The organism is Vibrio lentus (assembly GCF_030409755.1).
GTDB lineage: Bacteria > Pseudomonadota > Gammaproteobacteria > Enterobacterales > Vibrionaceae > Vibrio > Vibrio lentus.
Window position 1 is genome coordinate 1173230 of sequence record NZ_JAUFQE010000001.1, and the last position, 23059, is coordinate 1196288.

Genomic DNA, 23059 nt, shown 5'->3' on the forward strand with positions numbered 1-23059 from the left:
CCATGAAGCGTCTTACCCTGACACCTATAGCAATCGCGTTGCTTCTTGCAGGATGCAACTCATCTGATAGCGACAATAACCTCCAACAGCCCCAAGTTAACTCTCGTGTTCATGATGTATTGAACGTTGATGGTTACCAATTCCGAGATTCTAACGGCAGTGGAACACTGGAACCCTTTGAAGACTGGCGATTATCTCCTGAAGAGCGAGCAGCAGACTTGGTTAGCCGAATGACACTAGACGAGAAAGCCGGCATGATGCTCATTGACACCTTAAACTCATCCGAAGGTGGGCTTGTTAGCAGTAAAGGGCAAGACATGATTGCCGATGCCCAAATGACTCGCTTTATCTTTCGTAACAGCGTAGTTGAAACCCCAACTAATGTACCGGATTGCGATGCAGGACGTTCAGGTTGTCAGATAACCCCAACAGAAGCGGCCCAGTTCATGAATAGTGTTCAAGAACTGCGTGAACAAACTCGAATGGGTATCCCCGCTCTATTCAAGTCCAATGCTCGTAACCATATTGATCCATCAGCTAAAGCAGGGATCAACGTTTCTTCAGGTGCCTTTTCTGCTTGGCCTAAAGAGGCAGGTTTAGCAGCCACTCGCGACATGGATTTGATCACTGAATTTGCTGGTATCATGAATGACGAGTGGTCTTCAATTGGCCTGCGCAGTATGTACGGATACATGATGGATTTGGCGACAGAACCTCGCTGGTATCGAGTACACGAAACCTTTACCGAAGATGCAGATTTAGCGTCTGACATTATGCGTTCACTGATCAAAGGGTTACAGGATGGCGGTGAAGTCAACGAAGACAGTATCGCGCTAACCATCAAACACTTCCCTGGCGGCGGTCCACAAGAAAACGGCGGTGACCCACACTATGACTTTGGTAAGAACCAAGTCTATCCCAAGAACAATTTTGACTACCACCTAAAACCGTTTATTGCCGCGATTGAAGCTGGCGCTTCTTCAATAATGCCTTACTACGGCATTCCGGTAGATCAAAAATGGATGCCAAACGATGTTGGTATGTCCTTTTCAAAAGGTATTGTCACCGACCTGCTTAGAGACGAATTAGGTTACACAGGTAACGTGAACTCAGATACCGGCATTATTGGTGAGCGAGCATGGGGTGTGGAACACAAAACGATTGATGAGCAGGTTGCAATGGCGGTCGAAGCTGGAGTCGATGTTCTTTCAGGCTTCCATGATAAAGAAGTCATCGTGAAACTGGTCGAAAAGGATCTGCTCACCGAAGAGCGTGTCGACCTATCAGTAACACGCTTACTTGAAGAACAATTCAAGCTTGGCCTTTTCGAAAACACTTACGTTGACGAGAAAAAAGCCCGAGAGGTTTTAGGCAATGACAAGTACCAAGAACGCGCTGATTACGCACAGAAAAAGTCTGTCGTCTTACTTCAAAATACCAATAAGACTCTACCTTTAGCTGAATCAACCGCACAAGCTCCTGTTGCTCTGTATGTCATGGGAATGGATGAAAATATTGCTGGAGACGACAAGTACAACTTTACCGTGACTTCTGGTGATTACGAAGCGGGAGAAACGCGTCCACCAGTACCAGCCGATACGGACTATGCGGTTATTCGTGTTCGCGTATCTAACGAAGGTTCAGATCCTGATCTTATCTTTGGTGGTGCGAACCCAGATGAACTCGATATTCTTGCGTTCAGTGAAATGGCTACAGCTGCATCTTGGCATATTGAACCAAGCCTAAGTGATATCCAAGCCGTTATGAACGAAGTGGGCTCTGACAAAACGGTCTTGTCTATCAACTTTAGACAACCCTTCGTATTGGACGATCAAAGTAACCTTAAGCAGGCCGGCGCGGTAATAGCGACATTTGGTGTCTCGGACAGCAACCTAATGGAAGTACTTTCAGGCAACTTTACACCTCAAGGAAAACTGCCATTTGCTTTAGCGAACAGTGCCCAAGCCATTCAAAACCAAGACTCAGATTATCCTGGGTATGATCAAGCCGACACCCTTTACCCGTTCGGACATGGTTTAAATTACGAATAATATTTGAGCTAATTCAGGCAGTGTTGAGCACTGCCTTTCCTTCTTAGATACCAAGGACAAAGTCATGGAACATATCTTACAACTGGGTTGGGATGATCACGCTATTCCACATAAAATCTGGATAGAACAATACTACGATGGGTGTCGTATCTGCTTGAAAGTCGTAAAAGACGTTGAGCCAGAAATGCTCTCACTGATTGTTCCAAATATTGATGTGCAAACCACTAATAAGGCGTGGCAAGGCAAAGCGACGAACATTACACCGGCCTATGATGACGGCGTGTTGTTCACTCAAACTCGCTCGCTATTCAATTTACCTCACGGCTGCGTGATCTGGGCGGTAACACATATCCAGATGCAAAACGGCTTAAAAATGTCGGCAGACAAATTGTGCTTCGTACCAAAATACAGCAATCAAGATTCTTGTTTTAAGGTTCCAGCATAACGCAACGACAAGCTGAGTCGCTTATCCAACTTGGCGCTAATCTGCGAAGAGCCATAAAAAAGGCCAGCGTATACACGTTGGCCTTACTGCTATCTGTCACTGTTCAGAATTAAGCACTAATCAATCAACACCAATGAATCGAGAATCCCCTTTCCGCTGTGGATCCCGCCTTCATTCTCACTCGCAGGTTTGCTACGAATAAGATATCCCGCGTAGCCGCCGAACTCTGTAACTGGTTCACCTTGATAATACGCGGTGAACAAACCCACTTCGCTGACTAAATCTGTCACTAGCGTTTGTTGAGTGTCACGCACCGCAATGGTTGGCACGTCACGTTCGTGTGGGTACAAGCGCTGCATCAATGCCCACGCATCGTACTCTTCTGGCTTAAGTTGGCTCAATTGTTCGCTGATGTCGTCACCAAAGACACAATGGCCACCGCCCTCACCTTGGTTTTTTAGCACCCACTCTTGCTTGTTAGCTTGTGTGTTAAACCATTCAATCGATTCACTGGTGATTGGCTTCATATCTGCTAAAACACTCTTCACCAATTCCGCTTCTTCTCGCGTTAAACCCCAACGTGCGTATTCAGATGCAGGCATCATGGTCAGCAGCATTTGCATGGTTTTACTGGTCGCTAATTGTTGGCTGATAGTCGCGTTCATTGCAACATGGTGCTGTTCCATAAACACGCGCGTTTGGCTTAGTGTATGACAACAAACCGATTCGTTGAGTTCTGGTGCCCAGTAATCTGAATACTGATAGCCCGCTCTTAGGTAAACCACATCAACCGCGCCGACATCTTGCAGTAACAAGCGTTGGTTATCACCCGATGAAAGCTGACAGCTCAATTGTTCAAAGGTGCGACGAACCGTACGCACACCCTGCTTTTGCAGTTCAATTTCAAGTAGGTGTTGGTCATACACGTTGTCTTCGTTCTTCTGTACTACCATCAAGAATGTTGGCTTATCTGAATCATTAAAGTCAGCTCGCACTTTTCTTGCTGAAGTCGCAATACCATAAGCCAGTTGCTTTAAGCCTTGGTTTTCAGCAGGTGTGGCAGATTTATCTTCAAGCCAGCTCCGATAAGTCTCAGGCCATTGATTGTGCATGTAATCATGGAACTCTGTGGCCTTTTGCCCGAATGGAGCCATACCTGCAGCAATGCCATTAAACTCGATCACTTTCGCGCCATGTTGACGATCGTCCATGAAGTCAGTACGCATTAATAACAACGGTTGGCGAGCAGGATAAAGACGATGAGACACCTCGCCATGCGCTTGTTGATGCAGCTCCATCAAACGGCCAAAAAACGGATCAGCTTTGGCCATATCACTCAGTGATGACTGCAAGAAATCATGATCTTCGGAAACATTGCTGATTAACTTGGTGATCAGCGGTGTTACCTTCAACAAGTGTTCAAAAACCTCACGCTCCATAGTCATAGGAGCAATGCTGAAAGGACAATGCCTAGCGGTATTATCTGGCTGGCGAAACGCAACACCGTGCATGATCGCCCACTCACACGCGTCTTCAATAATTTGTTGTGGTAACCGTGGAATTGTCATCTCTCATCTTCCAAATAAAAATAGCACCCAGAATAAGACGAAGCTTAATTCCAAAAGACGAAATAAAACTGAATTTTTTATCAAACAATTACGTTTATCTTATCTTTCAAAAGCTTGAATAGATTATACATCTCAACTATCGAGTCTGCTCGATGATCAGATCGCGCAACCATTTATGGCTCGGTTCTGAATCGAAATATTTGTGCCATAGAAGGAACAAGCCTCCCGGCACCAAATCAACAGGTACGGGCTTCATCACCAACTCTCCGCTATCAATGTAATCGCGTACTGAGTTGTATGGGTAACACATAAGCAAATCGCTCTGCTTACACAGCTTAATGGCACTGGTGATGTCTGAAACATTAGCGGCTTTGTTGATTTCAAGCTGCTTTGAGTTAAGCACTTCCATCAATAACCAGTCACCCGCTCCACCCGTCACCAACTGTATGTGTCGATACTTCAAGAAGGTGTCTAGGTTCCACTCTTCTTGCAAGGCAGGGTGGTCATTGCGCATCAAACATACAGAATAATCCAAGCACAGTTCCACGAAATCCAACTCGTCAGGAATACATTGCACGTGGGTAGAAGCGCGCTCATCTAGCTCAAATATACCGATACCAAAATCCACCTCACGTTTCAGTAAACGCTTGAAGCTGTCGCTGCTCCACGTCGAACTGTTGATGGTAATGTGCGGCGCATCGGCAAGTGCTGTCGGCATAAAGTGCGGATAGATCGCTGTGTAGGCGGTTTCAACAAGGTCTATAGTGAAAGTACGCTCACTGTCTTTAGGATCGAAAACTTCGGGAACGGTCAGCTTTTCGATCTGCAGTAGAATTTGGTGAATCTTAGGCGCTAACGCGAGTGCTTTGGGTGTGGGGAATAGCCCTTTGGATTCTCGCTCAAACAGCGGATCATCAAACAAAGCTCTGAGTTTGGTGAGCTGTTTACTTACCGCAGATTGGCTCAAAAAAAGTCGCTCTGCGGTTTTGCTCACGCTTCGCTCTTCAATGAGAACGTGTAGGCAAAGCAGCAAATTCATATCGCATTTAAGTAAGCTTTTAACATCTACCATGATATTCCCTAAATTCAGGTTAATGATGATTAATTGTCACTTTAAATCATATCATTGTCTTGGTAAATTTAGCGCATGTGAGTTAACACGCTCAAATAATAATAGAATTAAGGAATACTCATGGATTTTCTAGCACTACCAAAGATTGATTTACACTGCCACCTAGACGGAAGTGTTCGCCCAGATACGATTATTGACCTAGCAAAACAGTACAATATCGAACTACCTGAAGATCGCGACGCGGTTGTTCAATCTCTAACGGTGCCAGAAGATTGCAAAAACCTAGATGAGTATCTGGCTTGTTTCAGCCTGCCACTACAAGTAATGCAGACTGAAGAAGCGATTGAACGTATCTCTTTCGAGCTTTACGAAGACGCTGCACTAGAAAACGTTAAGTACCTAGAAGTTCGCTTCGCACCAATCCTGCACGTAAATAAAGGTCTGTCTCTTGATACGATCATTGCAAGTGCAGTAAAAGGCATGAAGCGCGCTGAAGAGAAATACGACATCAAAGGCAACTACATCATGTCTGTGCTTCGTATGTTCCCTAAAGACTCTATCAAAGACGTAATCGACGCAGGCCAACCCTACCTAGGTAAAGGTGTTGTGGCGTTTGATATCGCAGGTGGCGAAAAGCCAGGCTTCTGTGCTGAATTCCCTGAGTACACGCAATACGCTCTTGAAAAAGGCTACCGCATTACCGTACACGCTGGGGAGCAATGGCACGGTCAAAACGTTTACGATGCTGTGACAAAGCTTGACGCTGAACGTATCGGCCACGGTGTTCACATCCAAGGTAACGAGGACGCGTACAACATCGTTAAAGAGAAGCAAGTTGCGCTTGAAACTTGCCCAACAAGTAACGTTCAAACTAAATGTATTCACAAATTCAGCGACCACCCAATTGCTGAATTCAAGAAAGACGGCATCGTTGTTACGATCAACACAGACAACCGTACTGTGTCGAACACAACCATGACCAACGAAGTGAAGCGTGTGTGTGAAACATTCGGCCTAACAAAAGAAGACTACGTAGAGATCTACAAATACTCTGTAGAGAGCGCTTTTGCTTCAGACGAAGTGAAACAGCACCTAATGGGTTTCGTTGAGCAAATCTAATTTAAGCAATCTTGATTGCTAAGTAGAAAAATAGGAAGAGAAAGGCTGAGGCTTTTCTCTTTTTTTATGCCCGAAAATCGCTAATCTTGCAGTATTCGTCATTTATACCAATCACAGTAAGTAAGTGATCATAAATAGCGCAGGAAAAAGGCTTAAGAACAAGGCAGAAATTTTCGATAAGTAGTTATTCTACAATCAAAATTTCTAACGCAGTTATTGAGCGTTTTAACCAGCTAGGATGACCAGTTATTTACTACGATTGGTATTAAACCGAGACTCTCGGAAAGTGGGCAAGCATGAGTAATACAAACGTTAAAACTGAACTAGAAAAGATGCTATCTGGGCAAGTGTATGATGGTGCAGACCAAGAAATTGATACCATGCGTTCCAATGCCAGAAAGGCGCTAATGGCTTTCAACAACCACCAAGACCCAGACCAGCAACACACATTGCAAGAGCAGCTATTTGGTAAGGTTGGTAGTAGCAGCTTAATCCAGCCCCCTATTCATTGTGAGTTTGGTAAAACCATCGAGATTGGCGACGATACCTTCATTAACATGAACGCAGTAATGCTAGATGGTGCGAACATCAAAATCGGTAACAATGTTTTAATTGGACCAAGTGCGCAATTCTATACGCCATCACACTCCCTTGATTATCGTAGCCGCCGTAAATGGGAAACCTTTTGTTTACCAATAACAATCGAAGATGATGTGTGGGTTGGCGGTAACTCAGTGATCAATCAAGGCGTGACAATTGGGGCTCGTTCAGTTATTGCAGCGAACTCAGTAGTCAACAGTGATGTACCGCCAGACTGCCTATACGGTGGTACACCAGCGAAGTTGATTCGACATCTGAATACCGAACAATAAAGCTAATTAAAGAATAAATAGAAAAGAGGCGATGTTCATATAAAACATCACCTCTTTTTTTGATTAGTTAGACGTGTCTCTTCTATCGAATGGATTTCGTTCCATGGCCTTTTCATACTCACTTTTCGGGCCACTCAAGTACGTTGTTTTGACGAATTTTTTCCAATCAGAAAACAGCGATTCTATTGGCTGGTCGGTAAACTGTGATGGATCCCCATTGCTTTTAATGAGATCAACAAACGCCCCCTCTCCCCATGAACGTTCAATAAACTCACCGACCGTATACCCAAGCTCATAAACAGCCGAGCTACTGTTTGGCTTGTGGTATAAATCCTGAACTAGCCCATCGAAACGGCGACTGATGGCATGCCTGTTACTCAGGTGAAACCAATAGTCTTCAGATTTGTAGATAGCGATAGCTTCCCATAACCAACGCGGGTTATTCGCGAAGTTAGGGTTCACTTGCAGAGTCAGCAAATGTACGAACTCATGCAATGCGGTTTTATGGATCTCACCACCAAAATAGAGCAGCCTAATTTCATTGCTTTTAGGATCAATATACCCCGTAGAGAAAGCATATCGATACCCTATGCTCCGCTCCTGCTCATCCAAATAGGCTTTTTGGTTTCGCCAAACCCTAACGGTGACTGGCGGCATAGAATCAAGCTCGAACGTTTTCATTAAGGGAGTGCGGTTAATCAATAAGGTATTATGGATGCTTGGAATAACAGAGGGCGACGTTCCATCATAGAGAACATATTTGAACTGCCCTTTGTCTGATTCGTAGCAATCAACACACGTTGGTTCTCCGCGAATTTGAAATGCTGCCGCAACCAATAAAACCAGTGTTGATAACGTTAAAATCAAGAATGTAACGATTGATTTAGACGGGTATCTTTTCATTTTCTACATCCTCAAACGAAAACATTAGTCGATCGAGTGTCAGTGTTTCAGATTGACACAAAATGCCGCACATCAAGATTCATGATTAATACTGATAAAATAATGACCTCTCGTATGAGATACAATCAATTGAGCTCAAAAAAGACCATCATTTCGATGGCCTTCTCAATATTCGCAAGTGGAACAATCCGTTAAAAATGAAGTGATGCCGCTTCACGAGTTCTGCTTTTTCCATTGGTACGGCGTGATGCCATTGGCTCGTTTGAAAGCTCGAATAAATTGCGACGCATCGGCATACCCTAAGTGCTGAGCAACATCTGCTATCGAGTACGCTTGATCGGCAAGTACACGCTTTGCAAAATCAAAGGCCAATGACTCTTTAACCTCTCTAAAGGTCGTGTTTTCTTGTGAAAGCGCTCGTTGAATGGTGCGTTTCCCGAGCGAATTTAAGTCGCAAAATGTATCCAAGTCGAGGTCCATTCGCCCAATGTATGGAGACAGCGCTTCAGCGACTTTACTGGTATCTGTCATCGACTGGGCTTGCACTTCCAAGGCACATTCCTTCGCCAGTGGAGGGTACTGAATACATGTATTCGCCTGACCTAAATACTGTGGTGTGTCCGTTTGGATTTTTAGCTCACTCAGTTGTTCTGAACTTCGCGTAACTAGGTCATAACGGATCGGTTTTCCTAAATCGGCATAATGCGATTTAAAGTAAGCGTGGGTATAAACGATAAGAAACAACTCAGACTCAACATGGCTTGCCACGCTCGTTGTCATTTTGAATGAAATCGACAAGCCTCCTGAACCCTGCTTTACAAGCAAGTTACCAACTGGAAATTGAAGTAAAAAATCTTGTATGGAAAGTTCGGAGAATTGCAGTTCTTGAGCTGCGTGGTCTGCACTCTCTAACAGTAAAGAAGTAAACGCAGAGGGGCTCAGGTGACCCTTTAAACTCCTCAAGAAAAGCGCAAATACATTAAATGGCACATACCTCGCTGATGACGTATCCATGCTGAATGGCAAGTTAACATCTGAAGCCAATTTTGCTGGCGATGAGTTACTCAGAACAAGCCATTTTTTTTCTTGCAAGCCTTGTTGAAAGTGATGCACCACGCGCTTATCTATCAACGGAATATCAAGACCCATTTACCCTTCCTCTTCTAATTTACCCATGTCGCTAAATGCACATTTATCATTTTCAGCTTAGCTACAACAGACTCAAGTTAACAAGCCTTAACTAGAGTTTTCATCAATAAAGTGAAATACATATCTAACAAAACAGATTTGATTTCGAAATATGACAGGGTTATCAATTTTAAATAACTCCACGATACCGTCAGGGTCTACTATTAAATTTAGGCATAAATATAAATGGACTTAAGCCAGTAATTGAGAGGTTTTCATGTTTAAAAAGATAACGTTAGTCGCGGCGAGCATTGCAATGAGTTGTGGTGTTGCCCAAGCGAGTATCGAAAGCAAAACTTGGCCAGCATCAGACAAAGCCAAAACATTCGTTCAAGATACTATCGTGATTGGTATGCTCGCGAGCCCGTACGGTGCAGGTTGGAAGGATGACCAACAGCTATTGGACTACTTTCAAGGCGCACGCGACGCGGGCATCACAGGGCATGAGTACACGGTAACCGCGGCTGACCATAACTTTGATGATTTCCTATTCCACCATCACAAGCATCGTTCAGCCATGGCTAAGCAGCCTGAGAATTTCATCATAGCGCATTCAAACCACGATATTGAGAAAGCTCACACAGAAGGAAAAACTGCGGTTCTTTGGAATAGTCAAACCGCTACTATCTTGGACGAAGATGTCACCAAAATGGCGATCCTGAAGGACATGGGTCTAAAAAGCATGATCTTGGCTTATAACGACATTTTCAGAACCGGTTCAGGGCAATTAGCGGCCTACAATGGTCGAGATATAGGCCTCACCCCATGGGGAAAATCCGTTATCGACTCAATGGTTCAATACGATGTGATCCTCGATCTCAGTCATACGGGTTCTAAGACAGCCAATGATGCGATGGATTACATGGAAACAAATTATCCTGGAACGCCATTTGTTTACACGCACTCAGTGCCTGCTGGCCTTTATAAGAGTGAGCCAAATGCAACGCCAAAAGGTTGTTACCGTGCCATTCCTGATGATGAAGCGATACGCGCAGCGAAATCAGGAGGCTACATCGCCCCGACATTTACCGAGTGGATGATGGACGGTGTTTGGCCGGAAGATATTTCTCCAGTCCAAGCCGCAGATATGATTGATTACTATGTGAAACTGGTAGGCGTAGACCATGTCGGTATCGCAACGGATGATATGTTCTCAACGGACATGGTAGTCGATTTCGCAACCAAAAATGCCAAAATGTACGACGATGGCGGTTACATGATTGAAGCCTTTAACAAAGGGGCGACGGGCAATGGAGAATTAGCGAAGATCCTTGCCGCGATCACAGATGAGCTTTGGAAGCGTGGCTACAGTAACGACGACCTTGCCAAGATCTACGGCGGCAACAAGATGCGAGTTTTCGCTCAAGAGTCTGAAAATGTTGACCCTGACGAATTCCAAAAAGAGTATGCAAAACGCCTGAAAGAGTTAACCAAGCTAAGAAATGAAAACTTAGCGAAGCAGTAGTTGTAACTCGTTAGCTTACTGAGAATTGAGCAAACACAACTGACTAAAAGCACGCCAATGATGGCGTGCTTTTTTGTTTGAACGAACTCGATAACGTGCCTAACAAACCGTTAATACCATCACCTATATGGCCTTCTATGTTATAATTTCAAGCCATTAAGAGCGTGCTGAATCCCTGATTTAGTTCATAATTCTTTAATCACTGTGAATACACTTTAAAAGTTATTGGCCTATGAAAAAGTACGAATTAGTTGTTCAAGATATTGTGAGCAAGATCTGCCAAAACAGTATTAATCACAAACTGCCAGCTGAAAGAGAACTCTCTGAAATATATGGGTTATCTCGTTTCACCATTCGAAAGGCACTCGCAAAGTTAGAGGCGATTGGAATGGTAAAATCGAAAATTGGGTCTGGGTATTTTGTTAATACTTCTTTAATTGGTACTCCCTTAGTCTATAACTCAATCACTGAAAACAGCTTTGAAGAAATATCTTATAAAAAGATTCAATTAAATAAAACGCTACCAAACCAACATGAACAACAAATATTTTCGTTATCTGATGATGAGTATATTTGGAAAATTAGACGACTGAGGTTAATAAATAATAAAGTCGTTCAGATTGAAGGAGCAAAGATACCTGTCAGTATCTTCCCTGAAATGAATACAGAGATCATTGAAAACTCTATTCAAAAATACGCGTTAGCACACGATTTAGAGATCGATAGTTACCTCACTACCTATCAAGCGATCAACGTATCCAAAGATGACGCTGACCTTCTGGGTTGCAAAAAGAATGCGGCAGCAATGAATATCACCAACCGAGGGTTCTTAACCTCTGGCGAACTGTTCATTGTCAGCGATATCATCGACATCAACTACCAATGCACGTATCACACGCCTTTTAACAGTGAGAGCATGAATTTCAGAGATAAAAATAGCCGCTAGTGCGGCTATTTTATTGGCTCCTCAAAACCACCGCCTAGGGCGGTGGTGATTGTTCCTTGAGGCTATAGCCTGAAGAAGTGCCCATGTTAGAAGTAACCTCTTATTCACCACAAGTAAGAGGAAACAACCACATGGGCGATTACAGAAGTTCATCACATGTCTATTGGCGTTGCAAATACCATATAGTTTGGACTCCAAAGTACAGATATAAGATTTTGAAAGATAAGGTAGGAAAGGAGCTTTATCGTTCAATCTATATTTTGTGCAATATGAAAGACTGCGAAGTTTTAGAATTAAATGTTCAACCAGATCATGTTCATCTTGTTGTCATTATTCCTCCCAAGTTATCAGTATCGAGTTTGTTAGGAGTTTTAAAAGGCCGAACAGCAATTCGACTTTTCAATAGATTCCCACATATACGTAAGAAATTATGGGGAAATCACTTTTGGGCTAGAGGGTATTTTGTAGATACGGTCGGTGTGAATGAAGAAGTCATTCGGCGATATGTACGACACCAAGATAAGCAGGACATAGAGTATGAACAACAATTACAGTTATTGAAGAACTGATAGCGCGGACGCCCCCTTTTAGGGGGTTATAAAGCAAAACCGCCTTCTAAGAAGGCGGATATTTTTTTGCGTTACTCAGTAACCGAATAGGTACTGTTTGAGTTATGGAGTGTGAATCGCGCCATCAGGAAGGCGACTTTGAGTCCACTCGTGGGGGCGATACATTACAGGAAATTCAGCGGCAATTTCTCGGTCAATCTCGACACCAATACCTGCGATTTCAGAAGCGTATAAGTAACCATTGATTGGCTCTGCCGCATTCGGGAACACCTTATGTGTATTCTCGTTGTACTCGACATGCTCTTGAATGGCGGCATTGTGTAAATGCACATTCAAATGCGTGTTTACCGCTGCACCAATTGGCGTCATATCTGGTGGGCAATGCCATGCAATACGAACACCGAAGTTCTGACATAGATGACCTAGTTTCAGAGCCGGGGTAATGCCACCAATCTGTGAAACATGGCAACGGATAAAGTCGATACGACGGTTAGCAATCAGAGATTTCCACTCTTCAGGGTTATTAAACAATTCGCCTAAACCTAATGAAACCGAGCTTTGGCTACGAATATTGTCTAGCCATTCCGTTTGATTTGGTGGCAGAATATCTTCAATGAAGTAAGGCTTATATTGCTCAACTTCTTTGGCAAATTGTATTGCTTGATTTGGGAAAAGGCGCTCATGAACATCATGAAGAATATGGAATTTATTACCATATTTCTCTCTCAGCGACTTAAACATCGTTAGTGTATTGTCCATATACTGATCTTGGTCGTAATACGAACCTTCAGTCGGGTTTTGAGTGGTATGCAAATCGGTTGGAACACCGCCATAGAAACCAAGCTGACAACGAATATGCTTGTAACCTTTGTCTAGGAAAGATTCCACCAGCTCATAAATACCTTCCATCGTATCGCTAGTCGCGTGTGTGTATACAGGAATAGCATCACGAGACTTACCACCAAATAATTGATGTAATGGCATACCCGCTAATTTGGCTTTAATATCCCACAGTGCCATATCAACACCGGAAATTGCATTATTGATAACAGGACCATTTCGCCAATAAGCGTTGACCATCATCATTTGCCATAAGTCTTCAATATTATTGGCGTTTTTACCAATAAGAATAGGTTTTAAATATTCATCGACCATTGTTTTTACAGCAAGCGGTCGTTGTTGGAATGTCGCACAACCAAACCCAGTCACGCCTTCATTCGTTTCAACTACCACGGTAATGAGATTGTGTCTGTCTGGTTTAGTAATAATACAATGGATATCAGATATAATAGTTTCTTTCACAATTAAATAACCTAAACTTAAGTCAACTCCTATTATCTAACCGCTTTAAAAACCACATTTCAAGCGCTAATTTTCGGTAAAAATAATTGGTACGTTAAGTGTTTTTTTTTGATTAACAAAACATACCAATTGGCCGAAAATGGTGAAAAAATAATTTTTCGAATTTCAAGTGTGATTGAGATCTCTTTTTACTGCGTTGGAATTAAATTGGTTGTCGTTATGATTACTCGAGTTAAATATATTCCAATAACAGGTGTAGTATGCAAATGGTAGAAAAGAGTGATGCCGTTATTAATAACTCGAAGTCATCATCGAAAAAGAAAAATTTCAAAGAAAATATACAGTTATTAGTCACTGCACTTGGTGGTGAAGACAACATCGTGAGTATCACACACTGTATGACAAGGCTGCGATTCAAATTGGCAGACGAGTCTCTGGTAGACGAAGAAGCGATCAAGCAGATCGCTGATGTGAAAGGTGTGGTACTTCAACAAGGTCAAACTCAAGTCATCATCGGTGTTGAAGTAGAGAAGTGGTTTAACGCGCTATCAAACACTCAACAAGCTGACGCTAATCCGGCTGATGAGCTAGAGAAAGGCAAACTGTTCCAAGGCGTGATGCGTATTGTCGCGGGTATCTTCGGCCCTGTAGTTCCTGCTATTGCCGGTGCAGGTATGTTGATGGGCTTACTTTCTGGCCTTATCGCAACCAATGTTATCTCTGAAACCTCAGACACGGTTTATTTCTTCCGCTCTATCTCTGTTGCTGTGTTCTTCTTCTTACCTATGCTGGTCTCTTTCTCTGCAGCCAAAGTATTTAAGGTGAACGAATACATTGCGCTTGCTGTTTCCTCTGCAATGTTAGCACCCAAGCTAGTAGATAAAGCGGTGATGCTAAAAGATGCTGGCGCTGCACCTGAACTGACGGTGCTAGGCGTAGTACCGATTGAACTGCTTAACTACGGCGGCGCGATTGTTCCGGCTATTCTCGCTATCTGGTTACTATCAAAAGTGACTCCGTTAGTTGACCGACTGGTACCCTCTTCAGCAAAACCAGTATTTACACCGTTGCTTGCCTTTACGGTAACTTCAACCATCACACTATCATTTGTTGGCCCTGCGGGTATCTGGCTAAGTAATGGCGCGGGTTGGGTAATGAGTTCACTACTGGAAATCTCTCCGACGTTAACAGGCTTTGTTTTCGGTCTGACTCGCCCGATTACCATCGTATTTGGTATCCACCACAGCATGACGCCGATTAGCCTGAACAACTTTGCACTGTATGGTAAGGATTTACTTATGCCGATCATGTGCTTAGGTAACATGGCAATTGCTGGTGCGACAATGGCAATCTGGCACAAGCAGCGTAAGACAGTTTCTAAAGAGCAATCTTCAATTACTATGGGCTCAAGCGTTACCGCTATCTTAGGCATCACGGAGCCAGCTCTATTTGGTGTCCTAACGAAATACACCAAAGCGATGATGACGGCAAGTTTGGCTGCCGGTGTGTTCGGTGCTATCTCGGTAACGATAGATACTCACTTAACCAGCTACATCCTTTCTTCTGTGTTCAGCTTGCCGGCTTACCTTGCAGGCGGCACACAGAACTTTATCCAAGCGATTATGGGTGTGGTTGGTGTGTTTGTACTGTCTTATGTATTAACACTGTTGTTCGTGAAACTAGACAACAAATAAGACCTCCTCCCAACCTATTGGGAACAGAATCAACGTGGCTACTTTCCTTGTAGCCACGTTCCATCATTTATATACCTAGCAATACCAATCTTTCTGTAAGGGCACACTATGAGCCACATTGCGATTATCGGCGAGTGCATGATAGAACTGAACGGCGCTCCATTCGGTTCCATGCAACAGACCTATGGTGGGGATACGCTCAACGCCGCTGTTTATTTGAACCGAAGTGCCACCAGCTATTCCCGTTCGTCAGATGCGCCTATGATTCGTACCAGTTATGTCACAGCGTTAGGCTCAGACGCTATCAGTAAGCAGATGCTTAACCGATGGCAAGATGAAGGGCTATCAACTGATTTCGTATTGATTGACGAGCAGCGCTCGCCAGGCCTGTATCTGATTCAATTAGATGACGTTGGTGAACGCACATTTCTGTATTGGCGTAATGACTCGGCTGCTCGCTACATGGTACAGCACCCAGATTTCGACAAAATAACCGCCCAACTTGAAGATGTCGATATGGTGTTTTTGAGTGGAATCTCTCTGGCGATCTTGCCTCATGGCGATCAGCTAAAGTTACTCACTATCATCCAAGGTCTACGTGAACGCGGCGTGGCCATCGCCTTTGATAGTAACTACCGACCAAAGCTGTGGGGCTCACAAGACGCAACCAAAGAAGCTTATCAGCTTGCCTATAAAGCGACAGATATAGCCTTGGTTACCTTTGATGATGAGCAACTGTTATGGCAAGACGCCCAGCCACAAGACACCATAAAAAGACTGCATGCACTCGGCGTCAAAACCGTTGTCGTAAAGCTTGGTGCTGAAGGCTGCTTGATCAGTGAAAACGCTGAAACTGAGCCCGTAAACATCACAACGATACCTGTCGAGACTGTAGTTGATAGCACCTCTGCAGGCGACTCTTTTAACGGTGGTTTCTTATCTTGTTACCTCTCTGGAGGTTCTGTTTCAGAAGCCTGCCAACAAGGTAATGCACTCGCGAGACTAGTGATTCAACACCACGGTGCAATTATTCCAAAAGCCATCACCGATACTCTTTCAAACCCTATTAAGAAGTAAACCATGCCTACAATTAATGACCAATTAAAAGCACTTAAAGTTATCCCTGTTATCGCGATTGATAACGCTGAAGATATTATTCCACTAGGTAAAGTTTTAGCGGAAAACGGTCTGCCTGCAGCAGAAATTACTTTTCGTTCTGACGCCGCTGTTGAAGCTATTCGACTGCTACGAGAAGCTCAGCCTGACATGCTGATTGGTGCCGGAACAATTTTGAATGGTGAACAAGCACTGGCCGCGAAAGAAGCGGGGGCAACCTTTGTGGTATCTCCGGGATTAAATCCAAACACGGTTAAAGCATGCCAAGAGATCGGCATTGATATTATCCCAGGTGTGAACAATCCAAGCACCGTTGAAGCGGCATTTGAAATGGGATTAACGACTCTCAAATTCTTCCCAGCAGAAGCATCGGGCGGTATCAGTATGGTGAAGTCGTTAGTTGGCCCATACGGCGATATTCGGCTGATGCCTACAGGCGGCATTACGTCATCAAACATCGATAATTACTTGGCTGTACCTCAGGTATTAGCCTGCGGTGGCACTTGGATGGTGGATAAGAAGCTCGTTGAAAACGGAGAGTGGGATGAGATAGCCCGCCTAACGCGAGAGATTGTTGAGCAGGTGAATCGCTAAGCACATAAGTAGCTAATCTAAACTGTTCGCAGATTTGGAAATGCGTTACATACAAAAAGAGCGAGAGGCTGGCCTCTCGCTCTTTTTTTGTTCAAATCCAGAAATTAGCCACCAGCCCCTTAATTAAGTAACCAATAGCTCACCGGGTTATCAGGGCACTGATAAGGACCGCATTCGACAAATGTAGCAATAGCATTCAATGCCACCACCACGATTGCTAGTAAACACACAATCCGTCCAAAGTTGCTCATTTTGTAGGGTTCGTGAGACTCGGCCTTATTGGTCAGCATCAAGATCACGGCAACACCCAATATGGTTGCAGCGAACAACACGAAGGCCCAAGTGTAATAATGCATCCCCAATATAGGGCTACCGTAACCAGGAGTACCCGGAATCACGTGTAGGGAAACTTGTCTTAACGAGGTGGCGACACCATACAAAGCGCCAATTAGCACAATCCCATAGTGACGAGGTTGAGGCCCATAAACCACATTCAACATGAAGCCAAACGCGACCATCACAAAGCCAATTCGTTGCAGTAAACACAATGGGCAAGGAAGCTCATTGAGAACAAACTGAAGAATGAAGCCGATCAACAAAACGGCTGTCATACCCAGTAAGCCAAGCGTATTCAAGAGAGTTAATTGATTTCGATTCATGCTAGCTCCTTACAATAAGATCGACAGAGGGTCAGTCGCATGGTGATTAAACCAATACAAACCAAGGATCACTGAGCCAGCGAAAAAGCCATACGCGGCGGTCTTATTGCCGAAAAACCCGCACACCATCGCCACAAGTAACAACAAAAATAATAAAGACATCATAAGAGGCATCCTCTCCTTATTTATCGAGTTCACTCAAGGTGAACGTCATAAAAATATCCACACCTACGCCCTTAATCATGCAACTTCGGTAAATCTATGGATTACGGATTTAAAATCATCAACTTAATAGTTGTTAGTAACCTCTAAGCTGTCAAGTTAGATACGATAAGTTCATTGACAGGGTTTGCTACGCTTATATTGCTCAGAGAACATTTTGTTATTTTTGCTTTAGCGAGTCTCCGGTATTTATTGACCACTACAAGGTGACTCCCATCGTAGCTAGGAAGCTTCATGAAAAAAACACAGTACCTCGTTATTGTCACTCCTCTCCTTTATCAGCCTCGCACTTCCAAATGCCAGTTTAGCCAACTACGCCATTGTGCTGCCCGGCCAGCATGAGCAAGGGAAGAACCTGCAAGGCTCAGCTGTATCAGCAGACAAAGTGATTGATTGGGAGATAGATAACAGTGATTTAGTATTTGGGGCTTACGGCAATAAAAGTGACAACGAAAAAGCCAATAGCATCGGCTATATGTACAACCAAAAGTTAGAACTCAATTCGGGAGCGTTGGAAGACGAAATTAGAAACACGGCAGAGAAAAACAACATTGATTACGAAGACTTCTTCTTACACTTTTCAGAAGATACTATTCTTGCGGAGCTGGATACAACGCACGGTGAAAATACGCTTTTAAGCCGCAAGCCTATGATCGTTGGCTATACCGCAGACGAAAAACATGCGGGCTATGCACTTTATCAGCAGCCGCCGTGGGATGCTGATGTGTTTGAACATTTCGAACGTGGCGGAGCACTCTACGTTTACCATTCGGAGAAGTTCGATAGCTTAACATTCGAATTTTCACGCTTTGCACAAGGCGGAGAATTCCATATTGAATATCCAACATCGACGAATGATCTAGGCCAATCTACGACATGGGCTCGCTTAGAAATAATTAACGATCACACACAGAATATGACTCAAAACCAAGCGTTAAGCTGGCGAGTGCCCTCGAATTGGGTCAGAGCAACAACTCACGATGGCAGCGGCCAGAGCTACGGTGGCGGGCAGTATTTTGGTTCTACATTTGTGCGAGATGGCGGCCGTTTATACGTTGTTAGGATCCGTTGGCAAGGCAGTTCAAGCGATATTCGACCTCGCTTAAATCAAGTTCAATTAAAAGACAGTTTCCCTAAGTTCGATATCAAGAACCTACCCTTTCCCATTCCAGGTACAGATTCGAAATCATCCGGTAAAGCCAAACATTGGCGGAAAATTCACGGCTTTGACCAAGCCGCCGATCTAAACAAAGATAACTACTTATCACCTTCTGAGTATCAGAATCGAACCAACAAATCGGCCACGGCGCGCTTTCGTTGGGAATCTCGCGTCATTCCTTTTGGACGAATGTGGAATCAAAATTCATCATGGGCGCTGACCAACCTAACTAATCCACAGTTATTAAGTGCAGTACAAGCTTACTATTCCAAACATTGGGCTCAGCAAGGCCTGCACGGGGCGTATAACGACGACACCAATAAGCTCATGGGCAGCAATCAGTTTGAGGTGTATATGGGTGGAAAAGTCAGTGAAATGGAGCTGATTGTAGGTTCAGATGACGCCGACCAAGTTTACCAAACTCAATTCACCTCCTTCCTACAGATCCTAACAGCGCACGACAGTAATCCGATCGTTGGGCTCAATATTGGAACGGCTAACCTTTATGGTCGGCATGGCCAATCACACCTAATCAACGCGGGAAATGTCTATCTGAGAGAGCATTATTTATTCCCTTCGACAGGATTCAGTGGTTATGCAGGGCTGTCTAAATTTTGGGATAATTCTGCGCTGGCACACGGCAAGAAAAATGTGATATTTCAAGCAACCACGCGTTTTGGCCGAGTTGAATATTTTGGAAACAACGAAGAAAACTGGAAACAAGACCAGTACTCAACACTCGCTATTTTTTACCTCAACTACCACCCCAAACACAGTTACTTCAACCAGTGGAACAGCGGCTACGTATATGGGAGCAACAATACAACCAAAGACAACTTCTGGAAAAGTGGTATACCAAAGAACATAGCTTATCGGCCAACCGCATTACTCGCCGTTGATTTAGGATCCCCTACTCATTCGATACCTCAAGGTTTTGAAGCCATCCCTTTGATGCTTTCAACGAGTAGCCCACAACCAGCCGATTACACGATTGTTGGAAACGCAGCCCAAGACCACATTGAACATGCTGATCTGCCGAACGGTAAGGTTCAATTACTGCCAACTCATAGTTACTTTGTTTATCAATCGGATCACTACGCGGTAGAAGGTGGCCCAGAAGAGATGGTGCTCGCGAGAGAGTTTGAGCATGGCCGTGTCCTTTATCGCACCGACTTTCATGGACAGAACTCAGACTTTTACTCGGCACCGAAACTCAGCATTCCATTAAAAAAACCAATGAGGCCAGTCGATGTAAATAGCGATATTGGCGACTATGTAAACGAAGTTAAGCTTGGGGGATATCAAGGGCTATTTCTGCTTTATTAGCTCCTTAACCTCTTAACCTCTTAACCTCTTAACCTCTAGTTCAGAGTATTAGCCATCTTTACGCAACGGAATAAACACTTAGCACTTTTCCTATAAATCATCGGTGACCGTTAGCGGCCTTTTTCCATCACACGCGCCTTTCTCAAGGTCGTAAACGGGGCTGGCTCCATGGCTGCTCCACCGATGATCTTCCCTCGCTATTTTTCGATATTGCGTCGGCGTGGCGCCAATGTACGTTTGGAAGGTTTCATAGAATCGGCTACTCGAATTGAAGCCCACCGTGAGTGAGATATCGAGAATGGTTCTGTCCGTATCACTCAGTAAAGCACGAGCATGATTAATGCGCATCGCAGTAATGTACTGCTTAATGGTCATCTGCATCGTTCGTTGAAATACGTTCATTGCATAGTTGGCATGTAATCCAATATGTTCTGCGATATCTTTCACGGTTAGTGGCTGGTTGTGATGCGTGGCAATGTATTCCAACATTTGACTGACATAGAATTGAGAGTGTTTCGACACCCCTTTTGAGGTCGATTTGTCCTGTCGGTTTACGAGCAGTTGTTGCCAACCATCAAGGCAGATTCGCTTAAGCATCAAACCAATTTCATCGATGGCCAACTGCTGGCGACTTTCTGACGAATGCTTTATCTCTTGTACCCAACGGGCAATTTCAAATTCACTCACTAACGAACAAGAATTCGATTGCAACACACTGCCGTGAGTTATCTGATTGACCAAATCCCGACTGAGAGTCCACGACATAAAATGATGAATCGGTATGTTGATGATCCCCATATTATGGCTTTGGCCGGGATTGGTGAGTCGATGAGGTACCGATGCCCAAAACAAGCCAATCGATCCGCTCTTAACCACGATTGGGCTGCCGTTAATGATGTATTCCACATCGTCCCCAAAAGGAATATTCACCTCAATTTGACCATGCCAATGATAGCCGGGCATGGAGTGAGGAGCTCTAAGTTCGATATCGATTTGCTCATAGGAAGAATAGAGAGAAAGCGGGCTTACCGACACGGTCTCAGATGAGTACTTATCTAAAGTGATAATTCTCAGCGTATCAGGGGTTGATTGCGGCATATCTCGTTCCTTAGGAAATCGTATAAATGACTTTTAGCAGTTCCTCGATAATAAAACTCTGAAGGCGATCATAGTGCCAAAATACCCCATTTCATAAGATCAGTACAATGTGATTAGAGTCAGTCTCTTAAGTGCAAAACTCGCTTCATTGCACAGCCCCTCTCCTCAAAAGCCAGCAAGTTATCCCATTTCCTAAGATTTCCATTCAATGATTTTAAAATATTAGAAAACGGGAGAGCTATTTGATTATCTGAGACGAATCGGCGTGGGTTCTAGGTGTAATTTGTCTGTATCAACAAAGAACTCAGAGAGATAAAGGATTCCACTATGCAAAGCCCTAAGATCACATTCATCGGTGCAGGATCAACCATTTTTGTTAAGAACATTCTTGGTGACGTTTTCCATCGTTCTGCACTACAAAACGCTCATGTCGCCCTGATGGATATTGATGAGACCCGATTAGAAGAGTCACACCTAGTCGTCAGTAAACTCATGGAATCATCTGGTGCTACTGGCTCTATTTCGTGTCACTTAAATCAAAAAGAGGCGCTACAAGATGCAGACTTCGTTGTCATCGCTTTCCAAATCGGCGGTTATGAACCTTGTACGGTCACGGATTTCGAGGTGTGTAAACGCCATGGCCTAGAACAAACCATCGCAGACACACTAGGCCCAGGCGGTATTATGCGTTCGCTACGCACGGTCCCGCACCTTTGGATCGTGTGTGAAGATATGACCGAGGTTTGTCCGAATGCCACTATGCTCAACTACGTCAACCCTATGGCGATGAACACGTGGGCGATGTACGAGAAATACCCGCACATCAAACAAGTCGGTTTATGCCACTCAGTACAAGGCACAGCAGAAGAATTAGCGCGCGACCTGGACTTAGATTATTCAGACCTTCGCTATACCTGCGCTGGCATCAACCACATGGCTTACTACCTCACTCTTGAGAAGAAAACAGAAAGTGGTGAGTACATCGATATTTATCCGGATCTACTTGAAGCTTTTGAGAGTGGCCAAGCGCCTAAACCGGGTATTTATCACAATGGTCGCTGCACAAATTTGGTTCGCTACGAGATGTTCAAAAAATTAGGCTACTTTGTGACTGAGTCTTCTGAACATTTTTCGGAATACACCCCCTACTTTATCAAGCCGAATCGCCCAGATTTAATTGAACGTTATAAAGTGCCACTTGATGAGTACCCGAAGCGCTGTGTCGAGCAAATAGCCGATTGGAAACGCGACCTTCAAGAATTTAAAACAGCTGACAAAATTACCGTTGATGAGTCTCATGAGTACGCCAGCACCATCATGAATTCTATCTGGACAGGCACTCCGAGCGTCATTTACGGCAATGTGAAAAATGAAGCCTTGATCGACAACTTACCGCAAGGCTGCTGTGTTGAGGTCGCTTGTTTAGTTGATGCGAATGGTGTGCAACCGATCAAAGCTGGTCGCCTACCTAACCACTTAGCCGCATTAATGCAGACCAACATCAATGTTCAAACTCTATTAACGGAAGCCATTCTCACTGAAAACCGCGACCGTATTTATCATGCTGCAATGCTAGACCCACATACTGCCGCGGTACTTGGAATAGAAGAAATCTACGCGCTGGTTGACGACCTGATTGAGGCTCATGAGGGTTGGTTACCAGAGTGGGTTAACAAGTAATTTCATACTAA

The 23059-nt window shown here is 44.1% G+C and carries 20 protein-coding genes; 12 read left to right on the plus strand and 8 right to left on the minus strand.

The window, feature by feature from the left end; translation table 11 throughout:
* The first annotated feature begins 2 nt into the window (after window positions 1-2).
* The gene (locus tag QWZ07_RS04910; RefSeq protein WP_192854261.1) at window positions 3-2051 is read left to right on the plus strand and encodes a glycoside hydrolase family 3 protein; all 2049 of its coding nucleotides are present in this window, start codon (window positions 3-5) and stop codon (window positions 2049-2051) included.
* 64 nt (window positions 2052-2115) lie between these two features.
* Window positions 2116-2496: a hypothetical protein gene (locus QWZ07_RS04915; protein ID WP_102327953.1), complete on the plus strand. Its 381-nt coding sequence runs from the start codon at window positions 2116-2118 to the stop codon at window positions 2494-2496.
* Between the two features lie 116 nt (window positions 2497-2612).
* Here the strand turns inward: QWZ07_RS04915 and QWZ07_RS04920 are convergent, their stop codons facing one another.
* The gene (locus tag QWZ07_RS04920; RefSeq protein ID WP_192854260.1) at window positions 2613-4064 is read right to left on the minus strand and encodes a glutathione synthase; all 1452 of its coding nucleotides are present in this window, start codon (window positions 4062-4064) and stop codon (window positions 2613-2615) included.
* A 136-nt stretch (window positions 4065-4200) separates the two neighbouring features.
* Window positions 4201-5136, minus strand: a complete 936-nt coding sequence (locus tag QWZ07_RS04925; protein WP_102559937.1) for a LysR substrate-binding domain-containing protein — start codon at window positions 5134-5136, stop codon at window positions 4201-4203.
* 120 nt (window positions 5137-5256) lie between these two features.
* On the opposite strand from QWZ07_RS04925, the gene add reads away from it, so the two are divergent.
* Entirely contained in the window at window positions 5257-6255 is a 999-nt protein-coding gene (add, locus tag QWZ07_RS04930; protein ID WP_192854259.1) for an adenosine deaminase, read from the plus strand.
* Between the two features lie 296 nt (window positions 6256-6551).
* Window positions 6552-7127, plus strand: a complete 576-nt coding sequence (locus QWZ07_RS04935) for a sugar O-acetyltransferase (protein ID WP_102559938.1) — start codon at window positions 6552-6554, stop codon at window positions 7125-7127.
* A 63-nt stretch (window positions 7128-7190) separates the two neighbouring features.
* On the opposite strand, the gene QWZ07_RS04940 is transcribed toward QWZ07_RS04935, so the two are convergent.
* Both QWZ07_RS04940 and QWZ07_RS04945 read right to left on the minus strand, forming a co-directional pair.
* Window positions 7191-8030, minus strand: a complete 840-nt coding sequence (locus QWZ07_RS04940; RefSeq protein ID WP_102559939.1) for a hypothetical protein — start codon at window positions 8028-8030, stop codon at window positions 7191-7193.
* Window positions 8031-8243: 213 nt separating this feature from the next.
* Complete coding sequence (locus QWZ07_RS04945; protein ID WP_102559940.1) at window positions 8244-9179, minus strand: helix-turn-helix domain-containing protein; 936 nt, start codon at window positions 9177-9179, stop codon at window positions 8244-8246.
* Window positions 9180-9435: 256 nt separating this feature from the next.
* Between QWZ07_RS04945 and QWZ07_RS04950 the strand changes: the two genes are divergently transcribed.
* From QWZ07_RS04950 to tnpA, 3 genes are all read left to right on the plus strand, one after another.
* Window positions 9436-10683, plus strand: a complete 1248-nt coding sequence (locus tag QWZ07_RS04950) for a membrane dipeptidase (RefSeq protein ID WP_102559941.1) — start codon at window positions 9436-9438, stop codon at window positions 10681-10683.
* 232 nt (window positions 10684-10915) lie between these two features.
* Window positions 10916-11629 (plus strand): GntR family transcriptional regulator, encoded by a 714-nt coding sequence (locus QWZ07_RS04955; protein WP_102559942.1) that lies wholly within the window; start codon window positions 10916-10918, stop codon window positions 11627-11629.
* 131 nt (window positions 11630-11760) lie between these two features.
* Window positions 11761-12198 carry an IS200/IS605 family transposase gene (tnpA, locus tag QWZ07_RS04960; RefSeq protein WP_192854767.1) on the plus strand — a complete coding sequence of 146 codons (438 nt, stop codon included), beginning with the start codon at window positions 11761-11763 and terminating at the stop codon, window positions 12196-12198.
* Window positions 12199-12300: 102 nt separating this feature from the next.
* On the opposite strand, the gene QWZ07_RS04965 is transcribed toward tnpA, so the two are convergent.
* Entirely contained in the window at window positions 12301-13500 is a 1200-nt protein-coding gene (locus tag QWZ07_RS04965; RefSeq protein WP_102559943.1) for an enolase C-terminal domain-like protein, read from the minus strand.
* Window positions 13501-13760: 260 nt separating this feature from the next.
* Here QWZ07_RS04965 and QWZ07_RS04970 point away from each other — a divergent pair, with 260 nt between their 5' ends.
* The 3 genes from QWZ07_RS04970 to QWZ07_RS04980 all read left to right on the plus strand — a co-directional run bounded on the left by QWZ07_RS04970 (window position 13761) and on the right by QWZ07_RS04980 (window position 16904).
* Window positions 13761-15194, plus strand: a complete 1434-nt coding sequence (locus QWZ07_RS04970) for a PTS transporter subunit EIIC (RefSeq protein WP_017111183.1) — start codon at window positions 13761-13763, stop codon at window positions 15192-15194.
* A 108-nt stretch (window positions 15195-15302) separates the two neighbouring features.
* Complete coding sequence (locus QWZ07_RS04975; protein ID WP_192853746.1) at window positions 15303-16271, plus strand: sugar kinase; 969 nt, start codon at window positions 15303-15305, stop codon at window positions 16269-16271.
* A gap of 3 nt (window positions 16272-16274) precedes the next feature.
* Complete coding sequence (locus QWZ07_RS04980) at window positions 16275-16904, plus strand: bifunctional 4-hydroxy-2-oxoglutarate aldolase/2-dehydro-3-deoxy-phosphogluconate aldolase (protein WP_192853747.1); 630 nt, start codon at window positions 16275-16277, stop codon at window positions 16902-16904.
* 119 nt (window positions 16905-17023) lie between these two features.
* Here QWZ07_RS04980 and QWZ07_RS04985 read toward each other — a convergent pair whose 3' ends face one another.
* Together QWZ07_RS04985 and QWZ07_RS04990 are read right to left on the minus strand one after the other, a co-directional pair.
* Window positions 17024-17563: a disulfide bond formation protein B gene (locus tag QWZ07_RS04985; protein ID WP_192853748.1), complete on the minus strand. Its 540-nt coding sequence runs from the start codon at window positions 17561-17563 to the stop codon at window positions 17024-17026.
* Between the two features lie 9 nt (window positions 17564-17572).
* Window positions 17573-17728, minus strand: a complete 156-nt coding sequence (locus tag QWZ07_RS04990; protein WP_029223582.1) for a DUF5993 family protein — start codon at window positions 17726-17728, stop codon at window positions 17573-17575.
* A 316-nt stretch (window positions 17729-18044) separates the two neighbouring features.
* Here QWZ07_RS04990 and QWZ07_RS04995 point away from each other — a divergent pair, with 316 nt between their 5' ends.
* On the plus strand, window positions 18045-20270 hold the full coding sequence (locus QWZ07_RS04995) for a hypothetical protein (RefSeq protein ID WP_290254030.1): 2226 nt from the start codon (window positions 18045-18047) through the stop codon (window positions 20268-20270).
* A gap of 90 nt (window positions 20271-20360) precedes the next feature.
* On the opposite strand, the gene melR is transcribed toward QWZ07_RS04995, so the two are convergent.
* Window positions 20361-21368 (minus strand): transcriptional regulator MelR, encoded by a 1008-nt coding sequence (gene melR / locus QWZ07_RS05000; RefSeq protein WP_192853750.1) that lies wholly within the window; start codon window positions 21366-21368, stop codon window positions 20361-20363.
* Between the two features lie 327 nt (window positions 21369-21695).
* On the opposite strand from melR, the gene QWZ07_RS05005 reads away from it, so the two are divergent.
* Window positions 21696-23048 (plus strand): alpha-glucosidase/alpha-galactosidase, encoded by a 1353-nt coding sequence (locus tag QWZ07_RS05005; protein ID WP_192853751.1) that lies wholly within the window; start codon window positions 21696-21698, stop codon window positions 23046-23048.
* Window positions 23049-23059 lie beyond the last annotated feature (11 nt).